Source organism: Marinobacter mobilis, from assembly GCF_900106945.1.
In the GTDB taxonomy this organism is placed as follows: Bacteria; Pseudomonadota; Gammaproteobacteria; order Pseudomonadales; family Oleiphilaceae; genus Marinobacter; species Marinobacter mobilis.
The window spans coordinates 120,883-136,417 of sequence record NZ_FNNE01000002.1; the positions used below are offsets into that span (position 1 = coordinate 120,883).

A 15,535-nucleotide genomic window follows, 5' to 3' on the forward strand; every position below is an offset into this window, starting at 1 on the left:
AACCTGTGACGATGTTCTGGCGTTCCTTTTCAGATACGGACGATGGAGGAATGGAACTCTGAGGGGGCGCCCCGGGGCTTGATAGCTAGTTTGGCTATTTGAAACGGGGAGCACCGCGGCAACCCGATTCATACGATTGAGAGCGTTCTATGCTTAATAACAACAATGTCCCGCAGCCTTTTCCTTCAGAGCGGTTTCTGGAAACGCATCTGGGCTGGTTCGCCATGACCCGAGAGAAGAATGATTTGGGCCCCTTTGCCACCCGTGGCGAAGCGGAAGAGGCGCTTCGCGCTCACATACGGGTATTTGCCGGGCTCAATGACCGGGAACTGAATCCGGTCTATCACGGTATCGGGGTTCACGACTCCAGTCACTGTACGAAAACCCACTGTGCCCGCTGCATTGATGAGAAGGCGTTCATGCAGGGCGTTGTATTTTTCGAGTAACGCGGGACGGCTGCCCGGCCGTCCCGGCGCCTTTCCCGCGAATTGCCTGGGCCTAGCGCTCTTTCTCTTCGGTGAATCGGTCCAGTCTTAACCGGTGACGGTCATCAAACAGTTGCTTCAGGGTCAGCCGGGAGGCCGTCAGGATGCCAATGCTGGTCCCGGCGGCAATCAACAGGATGATCAGGATCTGGTAGCTGACGGCGTTGACCGGATCGGCGCCAGCGAGCAGTTGCCCGGTCATCATGCCGGGCAGGCTGACAATGCCACTGGCGGCCATCATGTTGATCACCGGAATCAGCCCCTGCCGGATGCCATCGCGGCGAATGGTATGGGAAGCCTCCTGCCAGCTCTCGCCCAGGGCAAGCCGCTCTTCCAGCATGGCCCGTTGCTGATGGGCACCTTCCAGAATACGACTGATGGTCAGGGCTATGGCGGTCATGGTATTGCCAAGCATCATGCCCAGGAAGGGAATGGCGAAGCGGGGGTGATACCAGGGGTCGTGATCGATCATCACCAGCAGCGCAAGCAGGGTCAGAGAAAACGAGCCGGCCGCCATCGCAAACAGGCCGTTGCGCCACTCGGCGATCGTATGACGGCGGTAGTGCTGTCTGGCCATCACTTCCCTCCCGGCAGCCAGCAGCATTACCAGCGATACCAGCAGCACCCAGTAGGGCGTGACGTTTTCAAACAGCGCCTTGAGTACCAGCCCGATCAGCGCCAGTTGCAGGCTCATGCGGGCCATGCCAACGAGCAGGCCATTGGCGCTCCGTTTGCTCAGGGGGCGCACGAAACCGGCAACGGCCACGACCATCAATGCGGCCAGGCCAAGGTCAAACAGGCTGAGTTCGGGTCCGTTCACTGGCTGTCTCCCTGATCGATAACGTGGCCGTCCTGGATTTGCCAGTGGCGGTCGGCCATGCGCTGGCGCTGAGCCGGGTCATGGCTGGTCATGATCAGCAGGCCCGCTTCCTCCTTGCACCAGCCGGTCAGCATGTCTTCCATCAGACTCGTCCGGTCAGGGTCCAGGTTGGCGCAGGGCTCATCCAGCAACAGGACTTTCGGTCGGCGGTCGAAGGCCCGCAACACCGCCAGCCGCTGCTTTTCGCCGCTGGAGAGATATTGTGGATCCCGGCCCAGAATCGCCGGGTCCAGCCCCAACTGTTCGACGGCGGCTTGCCGGGGATGGCTGAAGTGGTCTCCGACCGATGGGAGCCACCAATGGCTTTCCGGAGGGACCAGCATTACTTGCCGGCGCCATTCAGGGCCGGAAAACCCGTTCACCGGCTGCTGATCCAGCTGAATGCTGCCCTGCCATGGAATCAGGTCTGCGAGGATGCGCAGGAAGTAGCTCTTGCCGGACCCTGACGGCCCACTCAGCAGCACCCGTTCGCCAGCGTTGGCTGTCAGGTGGTCAGCCTTGATGATATCGGTCTGGATGGACTGGAGTTCAAGCATGGGCCGTCACATCGCCCGGGTACGGTTGGCTGTGATCGCCCGGTTCCTTGACGTTCTCCATGACCACAAAGGTACTGGTCTGCAGGACATGGGGCAGAGCGGAAATCTGCTCACCCAGGACCTGGCGGTATTCCTCCATGTTTCGGGTCCGGACTTTGAGCACATAGTCGAAATTGCCAGCGATCATGTGGCATTGCTCCACCGCGGCAATCTGGTTGACGGCGCTGTTGAAGGCTTCCAGGGTCTTGCTGCTGGTGTCATTAAGCGTGACCTGGGCGAAGGCGATGTGGTCGAGCCCGAGTTTTGCCATGTTGACCAGGGCGGTATACCCGGTGATATAGCCCTGTTCCTCCAGTCGTCGCATACGGACCTGGCATGGCGTCTTGGAGAGACCTACCCGGGAGGCGAGTTCGGTCACGGTGATCCGGGCATTCTTCTGCAGTTCCCGGATGATGCCGTGGTCAATTCGGTCCAGTTCGCCCATGGCGGATCTCCTGCGTGGAAAGGGGAGGTTCGGAATGATGGCATGTACATGCCTGTAATTATGGGTGTTTTTCGCTCTATTAAAACCAGATAGATAATTTCACTAAAAATATAAAATTCACAGGAAACATTATCAAATAAAATTAATAAAAAGGTAATAATAACTAAAAATACGATAGTAAATGGGAAAAAAGGATTCAGGTGTCTCGATAGAATGGTTCGATGAGAACAAATCCCTATGAGGTTACGCCTATGAACCCGCAGCCATCAGTCACTCATGAGCTGATCGATATTCGTCATGCCATTCGCTCCAGCTATCTGGCGGATGAACACACGGTGATCCATAAGCTGATTGCTGAGGCCGGGGTGTCTTCGTCGGTCCGTCAGGCTATTTCCGAGCGAGCGGCCGAGCTGGTGCGCAACGTACGGTCCAGTGCCAAGCCAACCATCATGGAAAAATTTCTGGCGGAATACGGTTTGACGACCAAAGAGGGGGTTGCCCTGATGTGTCTGGCCGAAGCGTTGCTGCGGGTGCCGGACACCATGACCATCCAGGCATTGATTGAAGACAAGGTCACCTCCGGTAACTGGGGAGCGCACGTTGGCAAGGCGTCGTCTTCACTGATCAACTCCACCACCCTGGCCCTGTTGCTCACCAGCAACCTGCTCAAGGAGTCTGAGCGTCAGAGTGTCGGAGAGACCCTGCGCAAGCTGATTCGGCGCATGGGCGAGCCCGTGGTGCGCACCGTTGCCGGTCAGGCAATGAAAGAGATGGGGCGCCAGTTCGTTCTCGGTCGCGATATCGAGGAAGCCCAGCAACAGGCTCGTGGCTACGTCGCCCGGGGTTATACCTATTCCTACGATATGCTCGGCGAAGCCGCGCGCACCGATGCCGATGCCCGTCGCTACCACCAGGCCTACGCCGACGCCATTGAGCGTATTCGCCCGGCCTGTGTCGGTGATGTGCGCAAAAACCCGGGTATTTCCGTCAAGCTCTCTGCCCTGCATGCCCGTTATGAATACGGACATAAAGACGAGGTGATGGCCGTACTGGTGCCTCGCGCCCTGGAACTGGCCAAGCGGGCCCGGGCGGCCAATATGGGCTTCAATATCGACGCGGAAGAGGCAGATCGTCTGGACCTGTCCCTTGATGTGATTGAGGCGATATTGGCGGATCCTGAGCTGGCTGGCTGGGATGGCTTTGGTGTGGTGGTTCAGGCTTTTGGCAAGCGGGCGTCCCCGGTACTGGACTGGCTGTATGCCCTGGCGGCGAAGCTGGATCGTCGTATCATGGTGCGGCTGGTGAAAGGCGCTTACTGGGATGCCGAAATCAAACGGGCCCAGGTGATGGGGCTGGAGGACTTCCCAGTGTTTACCCGCAAGGCCTGCAGCGATGTATCTTACCTGTCCTGTGCCAGCAAACTGCTGGCCATGACCGACCGTATCTATCCGCAGTTCGCGACCCACAATGCCCACTCCGTAGCGGCCATTCTCGAGTTGGCGCAAGGACGGGATTGCTACGAGTTCCAGCGCCTGCACGGCATGGGCGAATCTCTGCATGACCAGGTCATCCGCGAAAGCGGCGTGCCTTGCCGGATCTACGCGCCGGTCGGTGCCCATCAGGACCTGCTGGCCTATCTGGTTCGCCGTCTGCTGGAGAACGGAGCAAACAGTTCTTTCGTCAACCAGATCGTCGATACCCGTATCACGCCGGAGCAGATTGCGGCTGATCCGATCGTCACGGTGATGGCCATGGGGACTGATATTTCCAGCAAGGCTATTGTCCGCCCGACCGAGCTGTTCGGCGCCGGGCGCCGTAATTCCAAAGGCTGGGACATTACCGATCCGGTCGCTGTTGCCGAGATTGATGCCGGTCGAGACGCGTTCCGCCAGCACCGCTGGAAAGGTGGCCCGGTCATCGCGGCAGACGCCGTTGGCGCCGAGATCCAGGTGGTGCGGAACCCTGCGGATCCCGATGATGTGGTGGGTGAGGTGACCCAGTCCGCGGATGCCGATATCCAGGCAGCCATCGCCGCGGCGGGGGAGGGTTTCAAGGCCTGGTCCGTTCTGCCTGTCGAGGAGCGGGCGGCTCGTATCCGCAAGGTAGGTGCGTTGTTTGAGACCCATGCCCATGAGCTGTTTGCCCTGGCCACCCGGGAGGCTGGCAAGTCGCTGCTCGACGGTATTGCCGAGATTCGGGAGGCCGTGGACTTCGCGTACTTTTACGCCAATGAAGGCCTGCGTTACCGCAACAGCGGTGAAGCCCGTGGGGTGATGTGCTGTATTTCACCCTGGAACTTTCCGCTGGCCATTTTTGCCGGCCAGGTGCTGGCCAGCCTGGCGGCGGGTAATGCGGTGATTGCGAAGCCGGCGGAGCAGACAGTACTGATCGCAACCCGCGCCGTGGAGCTGATGCACGAAGCCGGGATTCCCAAAGAGGTGATCCAGTTGCTGCCGGGCTCTGGAGCCACCGTGGGGGCCGCATTGACGTCGGATGCCCGGATTGCAGGGGTCTGTTTCACCGGTTCCACCGCCACTGCCCAGCGGATCAGCCGGGTAATGGCGGACGCGATGTCGCCGGACGCTCCGCTGGTGGCGGAAACCGGCGGTCTCAACGCGATGATTGTGGATTCCACTGCGCTGCCGGAGCAGGTGGTTCGGGATGTGCTGGCGTCGTCGTTCCAAAGTGCCGGCCAGCGGTGTTCGGCCCTGCGGATGTTGTACGTTCAGAAAGACATTGCTGATCACCTGCTGGAGATGCTCTTCGGAGCAATGGATGAACTGGCGCTGGGTAACCCGTGGGCATTGTCCACCGATGTGGGGCCGGTCATTGATGCGGCGGCCAAGGCCCGGATTGAGGCCCATTGCGACGAATTCGCCCGTCAGGGCCGGGTGCTGAAATCACTGCCGGTACCGGCGAAGGGGCTGTTTGTGGCGCCGACGGTGATACGAGTCAACGGGATTGAAGAGCTGGAAGAGGAGATCTTCGGCCCAGTGCTGCATGTCGCGACCTTTGAGGCCCGGGATATCGACAAGGTGGTCGATGCGGTCAACTCGAAGGGTTATGGTCTGACGTTCGGTATCCACAGCCGGGTGGATCGCCGGGTCGCGCGGATATCCAGTCGTATCCGGGTCGGTAATGTCTATGTGAACCGTAACCAGATCGGTGCCATCGTCGGCTCCCAGCCCTTTGGCGGTGAGGGGCTGTCGGGCACAGGGCCCAAGGCTGGTGGTCCTCACTATGTCCGTCGATTCATGACCACCGCAAGGGGCGCGGTAGTTGCCGATGGCCGTGCCAAAGCGGTGTCTGCAAAGGCTGTTCAGCGGTTGATCGACCAGCTGGCGACTATGGTCGCTCCGCGACCGGAGGACCGGGTGGAGCGGATCCGTCCGATTTTCGGCGCCGTGCCCGCACCACTGGATGGCCAGGTTGAGGATATGCCGGGACCCACCGGTGAGCTCAACCGGCTGTCGTGTCATGCCCGCGGCGTGGTGCTGTGCCTGGGACCGGATCGTGACTCCGCGCTGATTCAGGCTGCGGCGGCGTTGTCCCAGGGCAACAAGGTGGTGATAATCGCACCAGGAATTGCCGATGACGTATCCAATGCTGCCCGCGCCGGATTGCCGGTGGTTGGCGTGAATGGCCTGGTGGATCCGGTGGCGCTGGCTACCGTATCCGGTTTTGACGCTGTGGTCAGTGTGGCGGAAGACCGCGTGCTGCGAGCCTACCGGGTGGCGCTGGCGCAACGCTCGGGCGCTCTGCTGCCGCTGATTACCGAGCAGAGCCTGAGCCAGCGCTTTGTGCTGGAACGTCATCTGTGTGTCGACACCACGGCCGCTGGTGGCAATGCCAGCCTGATCGCCGCATCGGAATAGTCGCCACTGACGGACAGCTGCGAGCAAAAAAGACGCCCGGGAGGAAGCTCGCCGGGCGTTTTTTTTTGGCCGCTTATGCACCGCCCTAGCTTTGCCTTGATCTGCTCAATGCCTGCTATAATCGTTGGCTGTTTCGAAGGCGTCGCTGTGCAGCGCCTGATCAATCATGAGGTATCGAGTCTTGAAAAAAGCAGTAGTTAGTGCAGTTCTGGCTGTGTTCTCCCTGACCGGGTGCCAGACCTCCGGTTACATGTCTTCTGCCGTCAACGATGGCGATGGCGTGACCTGTGCCGAAATTTACAATGCCTTCGATGCCTACCAGTCAGACAAGCAGTCGGCCCAGGCTTTGGCGCAATTGAGCGAGCTGGTCTATCCGGGTTCTGGTTCCTACGCCCAGCAGGGCATGAGTTCCGCCGATGGCTACTACGAGCAGGCCAAGGCCAGTGCCAACATCGCGCTCGCCGTACGGGGCTGTCAGCCGGTTAAATAACCGTCACCACCAGGCCTTGCCCCACATTTCCGGATTAGCCCAGTGGTCCGGGTTGTTCCAGCTGCGTTTGTGGTTGTAACTGTCCAGGTTGTAGGTATACAACGTGTATGGACCGTTGGCAGTCTGCAGCTGGGTGTGACGGCGGAACCCCAGGCTGGTGAAATCCGTGAGCATCCATCCGGCGCTGTCACTCACCAGCACGGCTATCTGGTGGCTGCCATAGTTGCGTAACTGCCCCAGCAAAAGCACGCCTTCGTCTCGAGACACCCGTTCAAGGGTGTCAGAAACCAGTGCCAGGTCGGGTACCACGGACAATGGAACAGCGGCGTTCGGTGTTGCGCTGTCGAGAACGGTCAGCTGAACCTCGGGCTTGCTGTCCTGCCAGCGCCGGCAAATGGTTTCGGTCGTGGGGCCGCAGCTGAGTACTGTGTTTGGGTTACATGACCCTATAATCTGGGCCAGAACCTCATCCGCGGCATCCAGTGCGCTGGCAAACATTCCCGTGGTGCATGGCTGCGGGGACGGCAGGTCTTCTGGGGTAAAGGCATCGCCAGAGACTTCCGGGTTAAGGGCGCGAGCTTTCTCAATGCCAGTGTCCAGCAATTTCCCCTCCTTGAATGTCAATTCCCGACGCACGTGATCGTCCCCGATTGTCAGGGTGCCGGTGTAATCCAGTGCAAGGTTTACGTTGTTGTATTGCCAATAGCAGCCACTCATTTTTTCTGGCTCAACATTGTTCAGTGCTGGCAGTGGTTGCTTGGGGCCGATCAGGCGGTCCAGTTCGGCAAGATGATCAGGCTGGGTGATAGCCGGCTTCGGCATAATATAGCCAACGACCAGGCATTCGAGCAGCAGTTGCCCGTTCTCTATTGTGTAGAACGCCTGGTAACCCGACCAGTTGGAGGACTCCACGGCCTCGGGTTCGATGCCGTAATCCCAGGGAGAAAACAAGCCGGGTTGGCTTGCCAGGAGATTATGGGCGTTGCCGTCAAAACTAAGGCTCTGGTTGCAGATCTGGTCAGTCATGGCAGGGTCCGATTTTTGTCGAACGTAGATTATAGACGTTTGAATGCCAGACCGGGGGCAGCTGTTTCCGGGCGGGGGGAGTGGTAAGCTTTGGCGCAGCCCCTCAACGCCTGAAGGAACTTGCCTGATGTCAGGAACCGACACTCTGGATTTTACCGCCCGTTTTTCCCGCGAGCGCCCCTACAACCGGCCCCGGGGCGGAGACGTTGAGCGTGCGGGTTATAGCCTGCAGGCATCGGGCATTGCGGCCCTTGAAGATCAGCTTGAGAGCGACCGTGGCCGCATCATCAACTCTGCGGCGGTACGCCGTCTGCAGCAGAAAACCCAGGTGTTCCCCCTGGAACACAACGCAGCCGTTCGCAGCCGGCTGACCCATTCTCTGGAGGTTCAGCAAACTGGGCGTTTCATTGTACGTACCATCTTTCGCAAGCTGGGCGACCGGGCTGAACACTATGGCCTGAAAGGGCTGGAACGGGCTATGGAATCCCTGGTGGAGATGGCGTGCCTGATGCACGACATTGGCAATCCGCCTTTTGGTCACTTTGGCGAGGCGGCTATCTCCCGCTGGTTCGAGGCCCATGCCCGGGCGTTGGTGCCATTTTCCGATGCCGCGGCCCCGGAGGTGTTGAGGGAACCGCTGCTGCGCGAACTGGCCAGTTTTGAAGGCAACGCCCAGGCCATTCGCCTGCTCAGCCGCCTGCAGAAGCTCAACCTGACCTATGTGCAGTCCGCCGTGGTGCTCAAGTACACACGGGTTGCGACGGAGGGGCGGCCAGCGGCCGGGGCTGCATTCAGTTACCTGCAGAAGAAGCCGGGCTATTACTATTCCGAGCGGGAGTTTGTTGAGCAGATGCAGCGGGCGCTGGGGATGGAACCCGGCTGTCGCCACCCCCTGGCGTACATAATGGAAGCCGCTGATGATATTTCTTACTGTCTGGCGGATCTGGAAGATGGCGTCGACAAGGGGCTGATGTCCTTTTCGGTGTTGGCCGACGCGCTCAAAGCCGCGTATGCCAAGGCACGTCCCGAAGATGCGGACCAGGCCCGATTCCGTAATTTTGGTGATGCAAAATCCTTCGCCCAACTGGTAGATGAAGTCCTTGAGCGTGCCCACCGAGAGCCGATCAACAAGGATCATGAGTTTTTCGTCTCACTGCGGGTCAAGCTTATCCATCCCCTGGTCAACCATGCCGCCGAAGCATTTATCGCGCATCTGGGGGAAGTGTTCCAGGGTCGCCTGAACCGTGCACTGCTGGAGGACGGTTCGCCTTGCCACAGTGTCATTGAGACCTTCAAAACGGTGGCGCTGGAACAGGTGTTTTCGGTTCCGGAAGTGGAAACCCTCGAGTTGCAGGGGTACCGGATCATCTCTGGCCTGCTGGAGCACTACCGACCACTGCTGGAACTGGATCTTGATGCGTTCGACCGCCTGCGCAGCGGAACCAGCAAAGGACTGCTGATTGAAAGCCGGTTGTTCAAACGCCTGCCAGCCAAGCACGTCAAAGCCTATGAATCCATGCGTGCCGAACAGCCGGATGACACCTCAGCCGAGCTCTGGGAATGTTACTGCCGTTGCCGGCTACTGCAGGACATGGTCAGTGGCATGACGGACCAGTTTGCGTTGGATGAATTCCGCACCCTGTCCGTCATGGGGCCGCTTTAACCCTGGCCTGGCCGTGCAACCCCTCGGCGAAGAGAGGCGCGTCGGTCATTTCAGGGTAGGGTAGCCCTCCACAAAGACCCAGTCGGTACCCTGTGCCGGGGTATGGCAGCCCATGCAGGTCTGTTCGAAACTCTCCGAGACATTAGCCGCGGGGTTATCCGGTTTGATCAGTGCCCAGCCCCAGCCGTTGGCCCAGTGGGGGCTGTCGAACCGGCCCTGGGTATCCTTGATCATCACGAACCAGACCTGGGTATCCCCCGCCCAGAGCGCCGGGCCAGTGGTTTTCACCCCTGATTCGATGCTACGGATTTCCTTGACCAGAACGGTACCATCGGCAAACTCGCCGGTCTCACGATAGGCCTGGGCAGCTTCTGGCTGGGTGTAAACGTCGTGGAAACCTGCACCGGGGGCGTCGGCATCGTTCACCACCCAGGACCCAAGGTGCACCCAGTTCAGGCGTGCGTTGGCGGGCAGGGTGATATTCCCCTCGTTATCGACATAGTCACGGAAGGTAGTCTCTGCGGGCTCGGCGGCCAGGCTCAGGGAGCACCAGCCGGCCAGCAACAGGCTGGCTCCCAGTGGTTTGATCAACGTCATAACTGAACTCCTTTCAAAGGGTGATATCGGTCATTGACATTCTATTCGGGTGACAAGACTATTGGAGTTCTTTAGTCTCTAATAACACTCCCGGAGTATTGTCTTGGATAGACTTGCGGCACTCCTTGCCACCTTTCACCTGTCAGCCAGCGTGTTCAATGCGGGGGTTCTGGGAGCGGCTTCGCGGCATCCTGAGGGCGACGGTGTGGGCTACCTGCACGTATTGACCCGGGGTTCGATCTACCTTCGGGTTCAGGGGCGCAGTGAACAACGTTTCGACAAGCCGGTACTGATCCTGATGACGGACCAGCAGGACCACGAATTGGGCCCAGGAAAAGAGGGGGCTGAGACCCTGTGCGGTTCGTTTCGCTTTGGTGCCGGCAATGGCGGGCCGATATACCAGGCATTGCCCGGCCTGCTGGTGATTCCCTTTGATGACCTCGGAACACTCGGTGGATTGCTGGAGCTGATGTTACAGGAAGCGCGTCATGACCTGTGTGGCCGACAGGCTGCACTGGACCGATTGTGCGAGGTACTGGTGATTCGTCTGTTGCGTCACCTGATGGATTCGGGAGCCATGGACAGTGGGCTGTTGGCTGGTCTGGCGCACCCCAAACTGGTCAAGGCCTTAACCGCAATGCACCAGAAGCCCGAGGTGGATTGGACGCTGTCCGGGCTGGCCGATATTGCAGGTATGTCCCGGGCCCGTTTTGCGGTGGTGTTTCGTGAAACCCTGGGTCTGACGCCGGCGGTGTGTCTGGCTCAATGGCGGGTTAGCCTGGCGGAGTCACTCTTGCGGGACGGGCTGCCTCTGGAAACGGTGGCCAACAGGGTTGGTTACAGCAGTGGTTCTGCACTGGCAAAAGTGTTCAGACGTCATCTTGGCTGCTCGCCGGTGCGTGGAACGCGGATGGCCGCCAGGCACCACGGCAGCTAGTTCCAGTGGCCGGCTATGTTGCAAGGAATGGCTGAAACGGCAGGGAAGAGCTGGCGTGTCAACGATCACCATAACGGCGATGCAGAATGCCGACCCGCTCAACATAGGCCTGCGTTTCGGCGTAGGGTGGAATGCCATCAAAGCGGTCTACGGCCCCGGGCCCGGCATTGTAGGCGGCGGTTGCCAGTGTTACGTCGTTATTGAAACGGTCCAGCATGCGCGACAGGTACAGCACGCCACCCCGAATATTCTGGGCCGCGTCAAGCGCGTCTGACACCTCCAGTTCTGAGGCGGTTGCGGGCATGAGCTGCATCAGGCCCTGAGCCCCTTTGGGAGAGGTGGCCCGTGGATTGAACGCCGACTCCGCATGGATGACCGCCCGTACCAACGCCGGGTCGACATCATACTGACGGGCCGCGGCAACAATTTCAGACTGGTAAGGGCTGCGATACAGAGGGGTGGTCAGCCAGTTAACCGTGGAGGCTGGATTACAGGCAAAGCAGTGGAAGCGGATGACATCGTAGCTGGCGTCCGTTGGACGGTTGCTGCTGTACGCGACTACGCCATGGTTGTCCTCATAGCGGTAGACCGTATCGTTACCGGTGGACGCCCGGACCTCGGGATCTCCGGCGATATTGGTGTACTCAACGGAACCGTCCGGGTGGACAATTCGGCGAATGCTGTCCGCCAGTACCGGCGTAGCAAGCGCCAAACATGTGATCACTAGGATGGATAGAGTGGGAATGCGTCCGATGGTCATGCCGTACTCGTGGATAACTGGGCCCGATGGCTGCGGTGTCGGTGGTGACAGCCTTTGCTGTTCACAAGTATATCGACTCAGGGGCTGGAGTGTAGGTGGGATTTGCGTCGAAATGTCACGAATCTTGAATTTTGCCAGCCGGTTCCTGGCCTGATTCGGGACTGAGACGGTTGGTCAGGTGACGGTTGTCTGGATGATAGGCAAGAGAGGTCTACACTTAGAGGAACAATCCCCTGATGGAGGTTTCCTCATGCGTTCCCTGACAGTTATGGTTTTCTCGCTCCTGTTTACTGGCTCGGTACTGGCATCCCAGTGCCCGAGGCTGGTTCACCAGATTGATCAGCAACTGGCATCCTCCAGTTATGACAGTGCTACCCAGGCGCAGGTGATGGCCTTGCGTGATCAGGGGCAGGCCCTGCACCAGCAGGGTAAGCACGGAGAGTCGGTTGAGGTGCTGAAGCAGGCTGTGGAGCTGCTGAACTCAGAGCAAAAGTAACGGCGCGTTCCAGATGGTTAAGGTGCGGTTGGTGGCTTTAGCAGCCCCGGCTTGCCATGGCCGGGGCTGCTAAATGAGCACGTTCATCAGATCGGGACGGCGAGCGATCTTGCTGGCCCTGGTGGTGGTTGCCTTGGGCTGTGTGCTGGAGGTTTCACCGGCCCGGGGGGAGGTGCTGACCATGGCCATCCCGGGGGAGGGCTATCCGCCGTACATCATTACCCGGAGTACGCCGGGGGTTGGCGAGCTGGAAGAGGCGCCCACCGGCATTGTCATTGAAGTGCTGAAGATTGCTGCTGCCCGGGAAAACATTGACCTGGAATTCGCTGAGGTGCCCGAGCTGCGGGCTCAGAAAATGCTCGATGAGGGGATGGTGGATATTCGCGCGGAGTCACCGCATTGGGTTGAGCGGCCAGAGGGTTATCTCTGGAGCGAATCGATCATAGCCGTCCATGATGTTTTCGTCTTTGCCCGTGATGTCGAAGACGTCTTTGAAAACGATGAAGACCTCCTTGGCGCTGACATCATCACCCACTTGGGGTATGAGTACCCGACGTTACAGCCGATGTTTGAAGATGGCGTCCTGATCCGCAATGACCGGCAGACTGAAGAGTTTATGCTGACGGCCCTCTACCATGGTGGACTGGCCGATTTCGCTCCGCCCAAACGGGCCGCCGTCATGGACCGTCTGGTTGCCAGCTGGATTATCCGGCGGGAGCCCCGGTACCAGGGGCAGTTCCGTTTCTCGGAACGTGAAGTGGCTTCCGCGCCGCTCCATTTCATGGTGTCGCAAAAGCCCGGTCATGCCGAACTTGTCGACCGGATTAACCAACACATCGTGACGCTCAAGGCGAGTGGCGCAGTGGAGGACATTGCCCAGCGAATGATCAACCTGCCGGCAAAACCGGGTTCGCGCTGAATGAATCCCCCCCTGAGGTTGCCGGGAAATGTTCGGCCGCTGTTTGAGTTTTGTTCTATCTTAAACGGACTACCCGCGTAAAAAGGACCATCTGGCAGCTTGTTATGGATGAACACGCAGCACTGATCCGCAGCCGTTTCTGTGAGATTCGACAACATAGCGAAGCCCTGTGCGAGGGGTTGGATGTCGAGGACCTGTGCCTGCAGGGCATGGCTGATACCAGTCCGCTCAAATGGCACCTGGCCCATACTACCTGGTTCTTCGAGACCTTCATCCTCAAGCCCTTCGCTCGACATTACCAGCCCTACAACGAGCGGTTTGAGTACCTCTTCAACTCCTACTACAACGCGGTTGGCCGGCAGTATCCCCGGCCTTTGAGGCACATGCTGTCACGGCCAACGGTCACCGAGGTTCTGGCCTACCGGGCGGCTGTGGATGAAGCCGTACAGGCGTTACTGGACGTACCGTCTGCGCCAGAGCAATCTGAAATCCGTCATCGACTGGTTCTGGGACTCAACCATGAGCAGCAGCACCAGGAGCTGATGCTGACTGACCTCAAGTATTGTTTGTCTCTGAACCCCCTGCAGCCGGTTTATAACCATGCTGAACTGCCAACCTCGGGCGCGGGGGGGTTAACGTTCAGCGAGTTTGAGGGGGGTGACTGCGAGCTGGGCATGAATCAGGTTGACCCGGCCCGGATCACACCTGGCAGCTTCAGCTTCGATAATGAGGGTCCGCGCCATCGCAGCTGGCTGGCCCCTTTCGCGGTTGCTGACCGGCCAGTAAACAACGGGGAATTTATCGAGTTTGTTGAAGCTGGCGGCTACCGATCGCCACAGTGGTGGCATTCAGATGGCTGGGCGGCCGTCCAGACTGAACAGTGGCAAATGCCGTTGTACTGGCAGCGGGAAGGGCAGCGCTATTATGCATTTACCCTGCACGGCTATCTGGAGGTCGACCCGGCGGCACCGGTGTGCCATGTCAGCCTGTATGAAGCGCTGGCATTTGCTGCCTGGAGAGGGCTGCGGCTTTGCCGGGAAGGGGAGTGGGAACATGTGGCGTCCGGGGTCAAGCCTGACGGTAACCTGTGGCGCCGAAATTGCCAGCATCCGACATCGGACCGAGCAGAGTCAGGCATGCGCCAGCTCTATGGCGATGTCTGGGAGTGGACCCAGAGTGCCTACAGCCCGTATCCCGGGTATCGGCCGCAGGCCGGTGCACTGGGTGAATACAACGGCAAGTTCATGCTCAATCAGATGGTGCTCAGGGGCGGTTCGGTGGCTACGCCTCCGGGCCACATCCGCGCGACCTACCGAAATTTTTTCTACCCCGCTGACCGTTGGCAGTTCAGTGGAATCCGGTTGGCTCAGGATCTGTAAGGAGGCTGTGTGCAAACCCTACCTGTTGAACAACTCGCCCCCGAGGCGAGGCTGCAGTTTCACAACGTTAAACCGGAACTGGTGGACCAGCGCCAGGAAATTCTGACGGGCCTGAAGGCTGACAGGAAGTACATCTCGCCCAAGTATTTCTATGATGAAGCCGGCAGCCGGCTGTTTGACCGCATTACCGAGCTGGATGAGTACTACGTGACGCGGGCGGAACGCAGCATTCTGCAAGCCTCAGGACGGGAAATCTGTGCCTACCTGTCGGACGACACCATGCTGATCGAACCCGGTAGCGGCAGCTGCGAGAAGGTGCGTATGCTGCTGGAGCATTATCTGCCCGCCAGTTATGCGCCTATCGAGATTTCCGAGTACTACCTGGAGCGGTCTGCACGCCAGCTGCGCAGTGAGTTTCCGGCGCTGACCGTGCATGCGGTCTGTGCTGATTTTACCAGTCTGGACTGCATGCCGGATACGGTCCCCGGAGGTCCCAAGGCCGCGTTTTTTCCTGGATCCACCATTGGCAACTTTGAGCAGCCGGACGCGGTGAAGTTGCTCAAGAACCTGCATCGTATGCTCGGCAAGGCCGGTAAATTGCTGATCGGAGTCGATCTGATCAAAGATCCGGGCCGTCTCCATGCGGCCTACAACGACCGCCTGGGGGTCACCGCTCAGTTCAACCTGAACCTGCTCAATCATATCGGGCGAATCCTCAAACGGCCGTTCGATAGCGGAAGGTTTCGCCACAAGGCGTTCTTCAACCGTCAGTTTAATCGTATCGAAATGCACCTGGAGTGCCAGGAGTCCCACGCCGTGGACGTCGATGGTGAAACCGTAAGCTTCACCAAAGGCGAAACCATCCACACTGAAAACTCCTACAAATATTCGGTGGAAAGCTTTGAAGCGCTGGCGGAAGTGGCCGGATTCCGGCGGCGTCAGACCTGGATGGATGCCGATCGCCACTTCAGCGTCCATTGCCTGGAGGCGGTTTAGACGCAGAGGCTG

Annotated in this window: 15 protein-coding genes; 9 read left to right on the plus strand and 6 right to left on the minus strand. The window is 59.2% G+C overall.

Going from position 1 to position 15,535, the window contains the following annotated elements:
• The first annotated feature begins 149 nt into the window (after window positions 1-149).
• Window positions 150-446, plus strand: a complete 297-nt coding sequence (locus BLV11_RS03080; protein ID WP_091811492.1) for a DUF6316 family protein — start codon at window positions 150-152, stop codon at window positions 444-446.
• A 52-nt stretch (window positions 447-498) separates the two neighbouring features.
• Here BLV11_RS03080 and BLV11_RS03085 read toward each other — a convergent pair whose 3' ends face one another.
• The 3 genes from BLV11_RS03085 to BLV11_RS03095 are packed head-to-tail and all read right to left on the minus strand — an operon-like array spanning window position 499 to window position 2,385.
• Entirely contained in the window at window positions 499-1,305 is an 807-nt protein-coding gene (locus BLV11_RS03085; RefSeq protein ID WP_091811493.1) for an ABC transporter permease, read from the minus strand.
• Complete coding sequence (locus BLV11_RS03090; protein ID WP_091811494.1) at window positions 1,302-1,901, minus strand: ABC transporter ATP-binding protein; 600 nt, start codon at window positions 1,899-1,901, stop codon at window positions 1,302-1,304. The genes BLV11_RS03085 and BLV11_RS03090 overlap by 4 nt, the downstream gene beginning before the upstream one ends.
• A complete protein-coding gene (locus tag BLV11_RS03095) occupies window positions 1,894-2,385 on the minus strand; it encodes an Lrp/AsnC family transcriptional regulator (protein WP_091811495.1) in 492 nt (163 codons plus the stop codon). The genes BLV11_RS03090 and BLV11_RS03095 overlap by 8 nt, the downstream gene beginning before the upstream one ends.
• A gap of 251 nt (window positions 2,386-2,636) precedes the next feature.
• On the opposite strand from BLV11_RS03095, the gene putA reads away from it, so the two are divergent.
• Together putA and BLV11_RS03105 are read left to right on the plus strand one after the other, a co-directional pair.
• Window positions 2,637-6,260, plus strand: coding sequence for a bifunctional proline dehydrogenase/L-glutamate gamma-semialdehyde dehydrogenase PutA (gene putA / locus BLV11_RS03100; protein WP_091811496.1), 3,624 nt, complete (start codon window positions 2,637-2,639; stop codon window positions 6,258-6,260).
• Window positions 6,261-6,441: 181 nt separating this feature from the next.
• The gene (locus tag BLV11_RS03105) at window positions 6,442-6,750 is read left to right on the plus strand and encodes an outer membrane protein assembly factor BamD (protein WP_245725896.1); all 309 of its coding nucleotides are present in this window, start codon (window positions 6,442-6,444) and stop codon (window positions 6,748-6,750) included.
• Window positions 6,751-6,753: 3 nt separating this feature from the next.
• Here BLV11_RS03105 and BLV11_RS18455 read toward each other — a convergent pair whose 3' ends face one another.
• Complete coding sequence (locus tag BLV11_RS18455; protein WP_245725897.1) at window positions 6,754-7,776, minus strand: DUF6231 family protein; 1,023 nt, start codon at window positions 7,774-7,776, stop codon at window positions 6,754-6,756.
• Window positions 7,777-7,903: 127 nt separating this feature from the next.
• On the opposite strand from BLV11_RS18455, the gene dgt reads away from it, so the two are divergent.
• A complete protein-coding gene (gene dgt, locus BLV11_RS03115; RefSeq protein ID WP_091811498.1) occupies window positions 7,904-9,439 on the plus strand; it encodes a dGTPase in 1,536 nt (511 codons plus the stop codon).
• A 45-nt stretch (window positions 9,440-9,484) separates the two neighbouring features.
• On the opposite strand, the gene BLV11_RS03120 is transcribed toward dgt, so the two are convergent.
• Entirely contained in the window at window positions 9,485-10,036 is a 552-nt protein-coding gene (locus tag BLV11_RS03120; protein ID WP_091811499.1) for a cytochrome P460 family protein, read from the minus strand.
• Window positions 10,037-10,139: 103 nt separating this feature from the next.
• Here BLV11_RS03120 and BLV11_RS03125 point away from each other — a divergent pair, with 103 nt between their 5' ends.
• Window positions 10,140-10,973, plus strand: a complete 834-nt coding sequence (locus BLV11_RS03125; RefSeq protein WP_091811500.1) for an AraC family transcriptional regulator — start codon at window positions 10,140-10,142, stop codon at window positions 10,971-10,973.
• Window positions 10,974-11,031: 58 nt separating this feature from the next.
• Here BLV11_RS03125 and BLV11_RS03130 read toward each other — a convergent pair whose 3' ends face one another.
• Complete coding sequence (locus BLV11_RS03130; RefSeq protein ID WP_091811501.1) at window positions 11,032-11,733, minus strand: lytic transglycosylase domain-containing protein; 702 nt, start codon at window positions 11,731-11,733, stop codon at window positions 11,032-11,034.
• Window positions 11,734-11,983: 250 nt separating this feature from the next.
• On the opposite strand from BLV11_RS03130, the gene BLV11_RS03135 reads away from it, so the two are divergent.
• The 4 genes from BLV11_RS03135 to egtD all read left to right on the plus strand — a co-directional run bounded on the left by BLV11_RS03135 (window position 11,984) and on the right by egtD (window position 15,523).
• On the plus strand, window positions 11,984-12,229 hold the full coding sequence (locus BLV11_RS03135; protein WP_091811502.1) for a tetratricopeptide repeat protein: 246 nt from the start codon (window positions 11,984-11,986) through the stop codon (window positions 12,227-12,229).
• 73 nt (window positions 12,230-12,302) lie between these two features.
• A complete protein-coding gene (locus BLV11_RS03140; protein ID WP_091811503.1) occupies window positions 12,303-13,148 on the plus strand; it encodes a substrate-binding periplasmic protein in 846 nt (281 codons plus the stop codon).
• Between the two features lie 104 nt (window positions 13,149-13,252).
• Complete coding sequence (gene egtB, locus BLV11_RS03145; RefSeq protein WP_091811504.1) at window positions 13,253-14,527, plus strand: ergothioneine biosynthesis protein EgtB; 1,275 nt, start codon at window positions 13,253-13,255, stop codon at window positions 14,525-14,527.
• A 9-nt stretch (window positions 14,528-14,536) separates the two neighbouring features.
• Window positions 14,537-15,523 (plus strand): L-histidine N(alpha)-methyltransferase, encoded by a 987-nt coding sequence (gene egtD, locus BLV11_RS03150; protein ID WP_217634527.1) that lies wholly within the window; start codon window positions 14,537-14,539, stop codon window positions 15,521-15,523.
• The last annotated feature ends 12 nt before the right edge of the window (window positions 15,524-15,535 follow it).

What these genes read in the sequence shown, in the direction of transcription:
- egtB (WP_091811504.1), top strand. Translation starts at nt 13,253, where the DNA reads ATGGATGAACACGCAGCACTGATCCGCAGCCGTTTCTGTGAGATTCGA.
- putA (WP_091811496.1), top strand. Translation starts at nt 2,637, where the DNA reads ATGAACCCGCAGCCATCAGTCACTCATGAGCTGATCGATATTCGTCAT.
- BLV11_RS03120 (WP_091811499.1), bottom strand. Translation starts at nt 10,036, where the DNA reads ATGACGTTGATCAAACCACTGGGAGCCAGCCTGTTGCTGGCCGGCTGG.
- dgt (WP_091811498.1), top strand. Translation starts at nt 7,904, where the DNA reads ATGTCAGGAACCGACACTCTGGATTTTACCGCCCGTTTTTCCCGCGAG.
- BLV11_RS03130 (WP_091811501.1), bottom strand. Translation starts at nt 11,733, where the DNA reads ATGACCATCGGACGCATTCCCACTCTATCCATCCTAGTGATCACATGT.
- BLV11_RS03095 (WP_091811495.1), bottom strand. Translation starts at nt 2,385, where the DNA reads ATGGGCGAACTGGACCGAATTGACCACGGCATCATCCGGGAACTGCAG.
- BLV11_RS18455 (WP_245725897.1), bottom strand. Translation starts at nt 7,776, where the DNA reads ATGACTGACCAGATCTGCAACCAGAGCCTTAGTTTTGACGGCAACGCC.
- BLV11_RS03140 (WP_091811503.1), top strand. Translation starts at nt 12,303, where the DNA reads ATGAGCACGTTCATCAGATCGGGACGGCGAGCGATCTTGCTGGCCCTG.
- BLV11_RS03090 (WP_091811494.1), bottom strand. Translation starts at nt 1,901, where the DNA reads ATGCTTGAACTCCAGTCCATCCAGACCGATATCATCAAGGCTGACCAC.
- BLV11_RS03135 (WP_091811502.1), top strand. Translation starts at nt 11,984, where the DNA reads ATGCGTTCCCTGACAGTTATGGTTTTCTCGCTCCTGTTTACTGGCTCG.
- BLV11_RS03080 (WP_091811492.1), top strand. Translation starts at nt 150, where the DNA reads ATGCTTAATAACAACAATGTCCCGCAGCCTTTTCCTTCAGAGCGGTTT.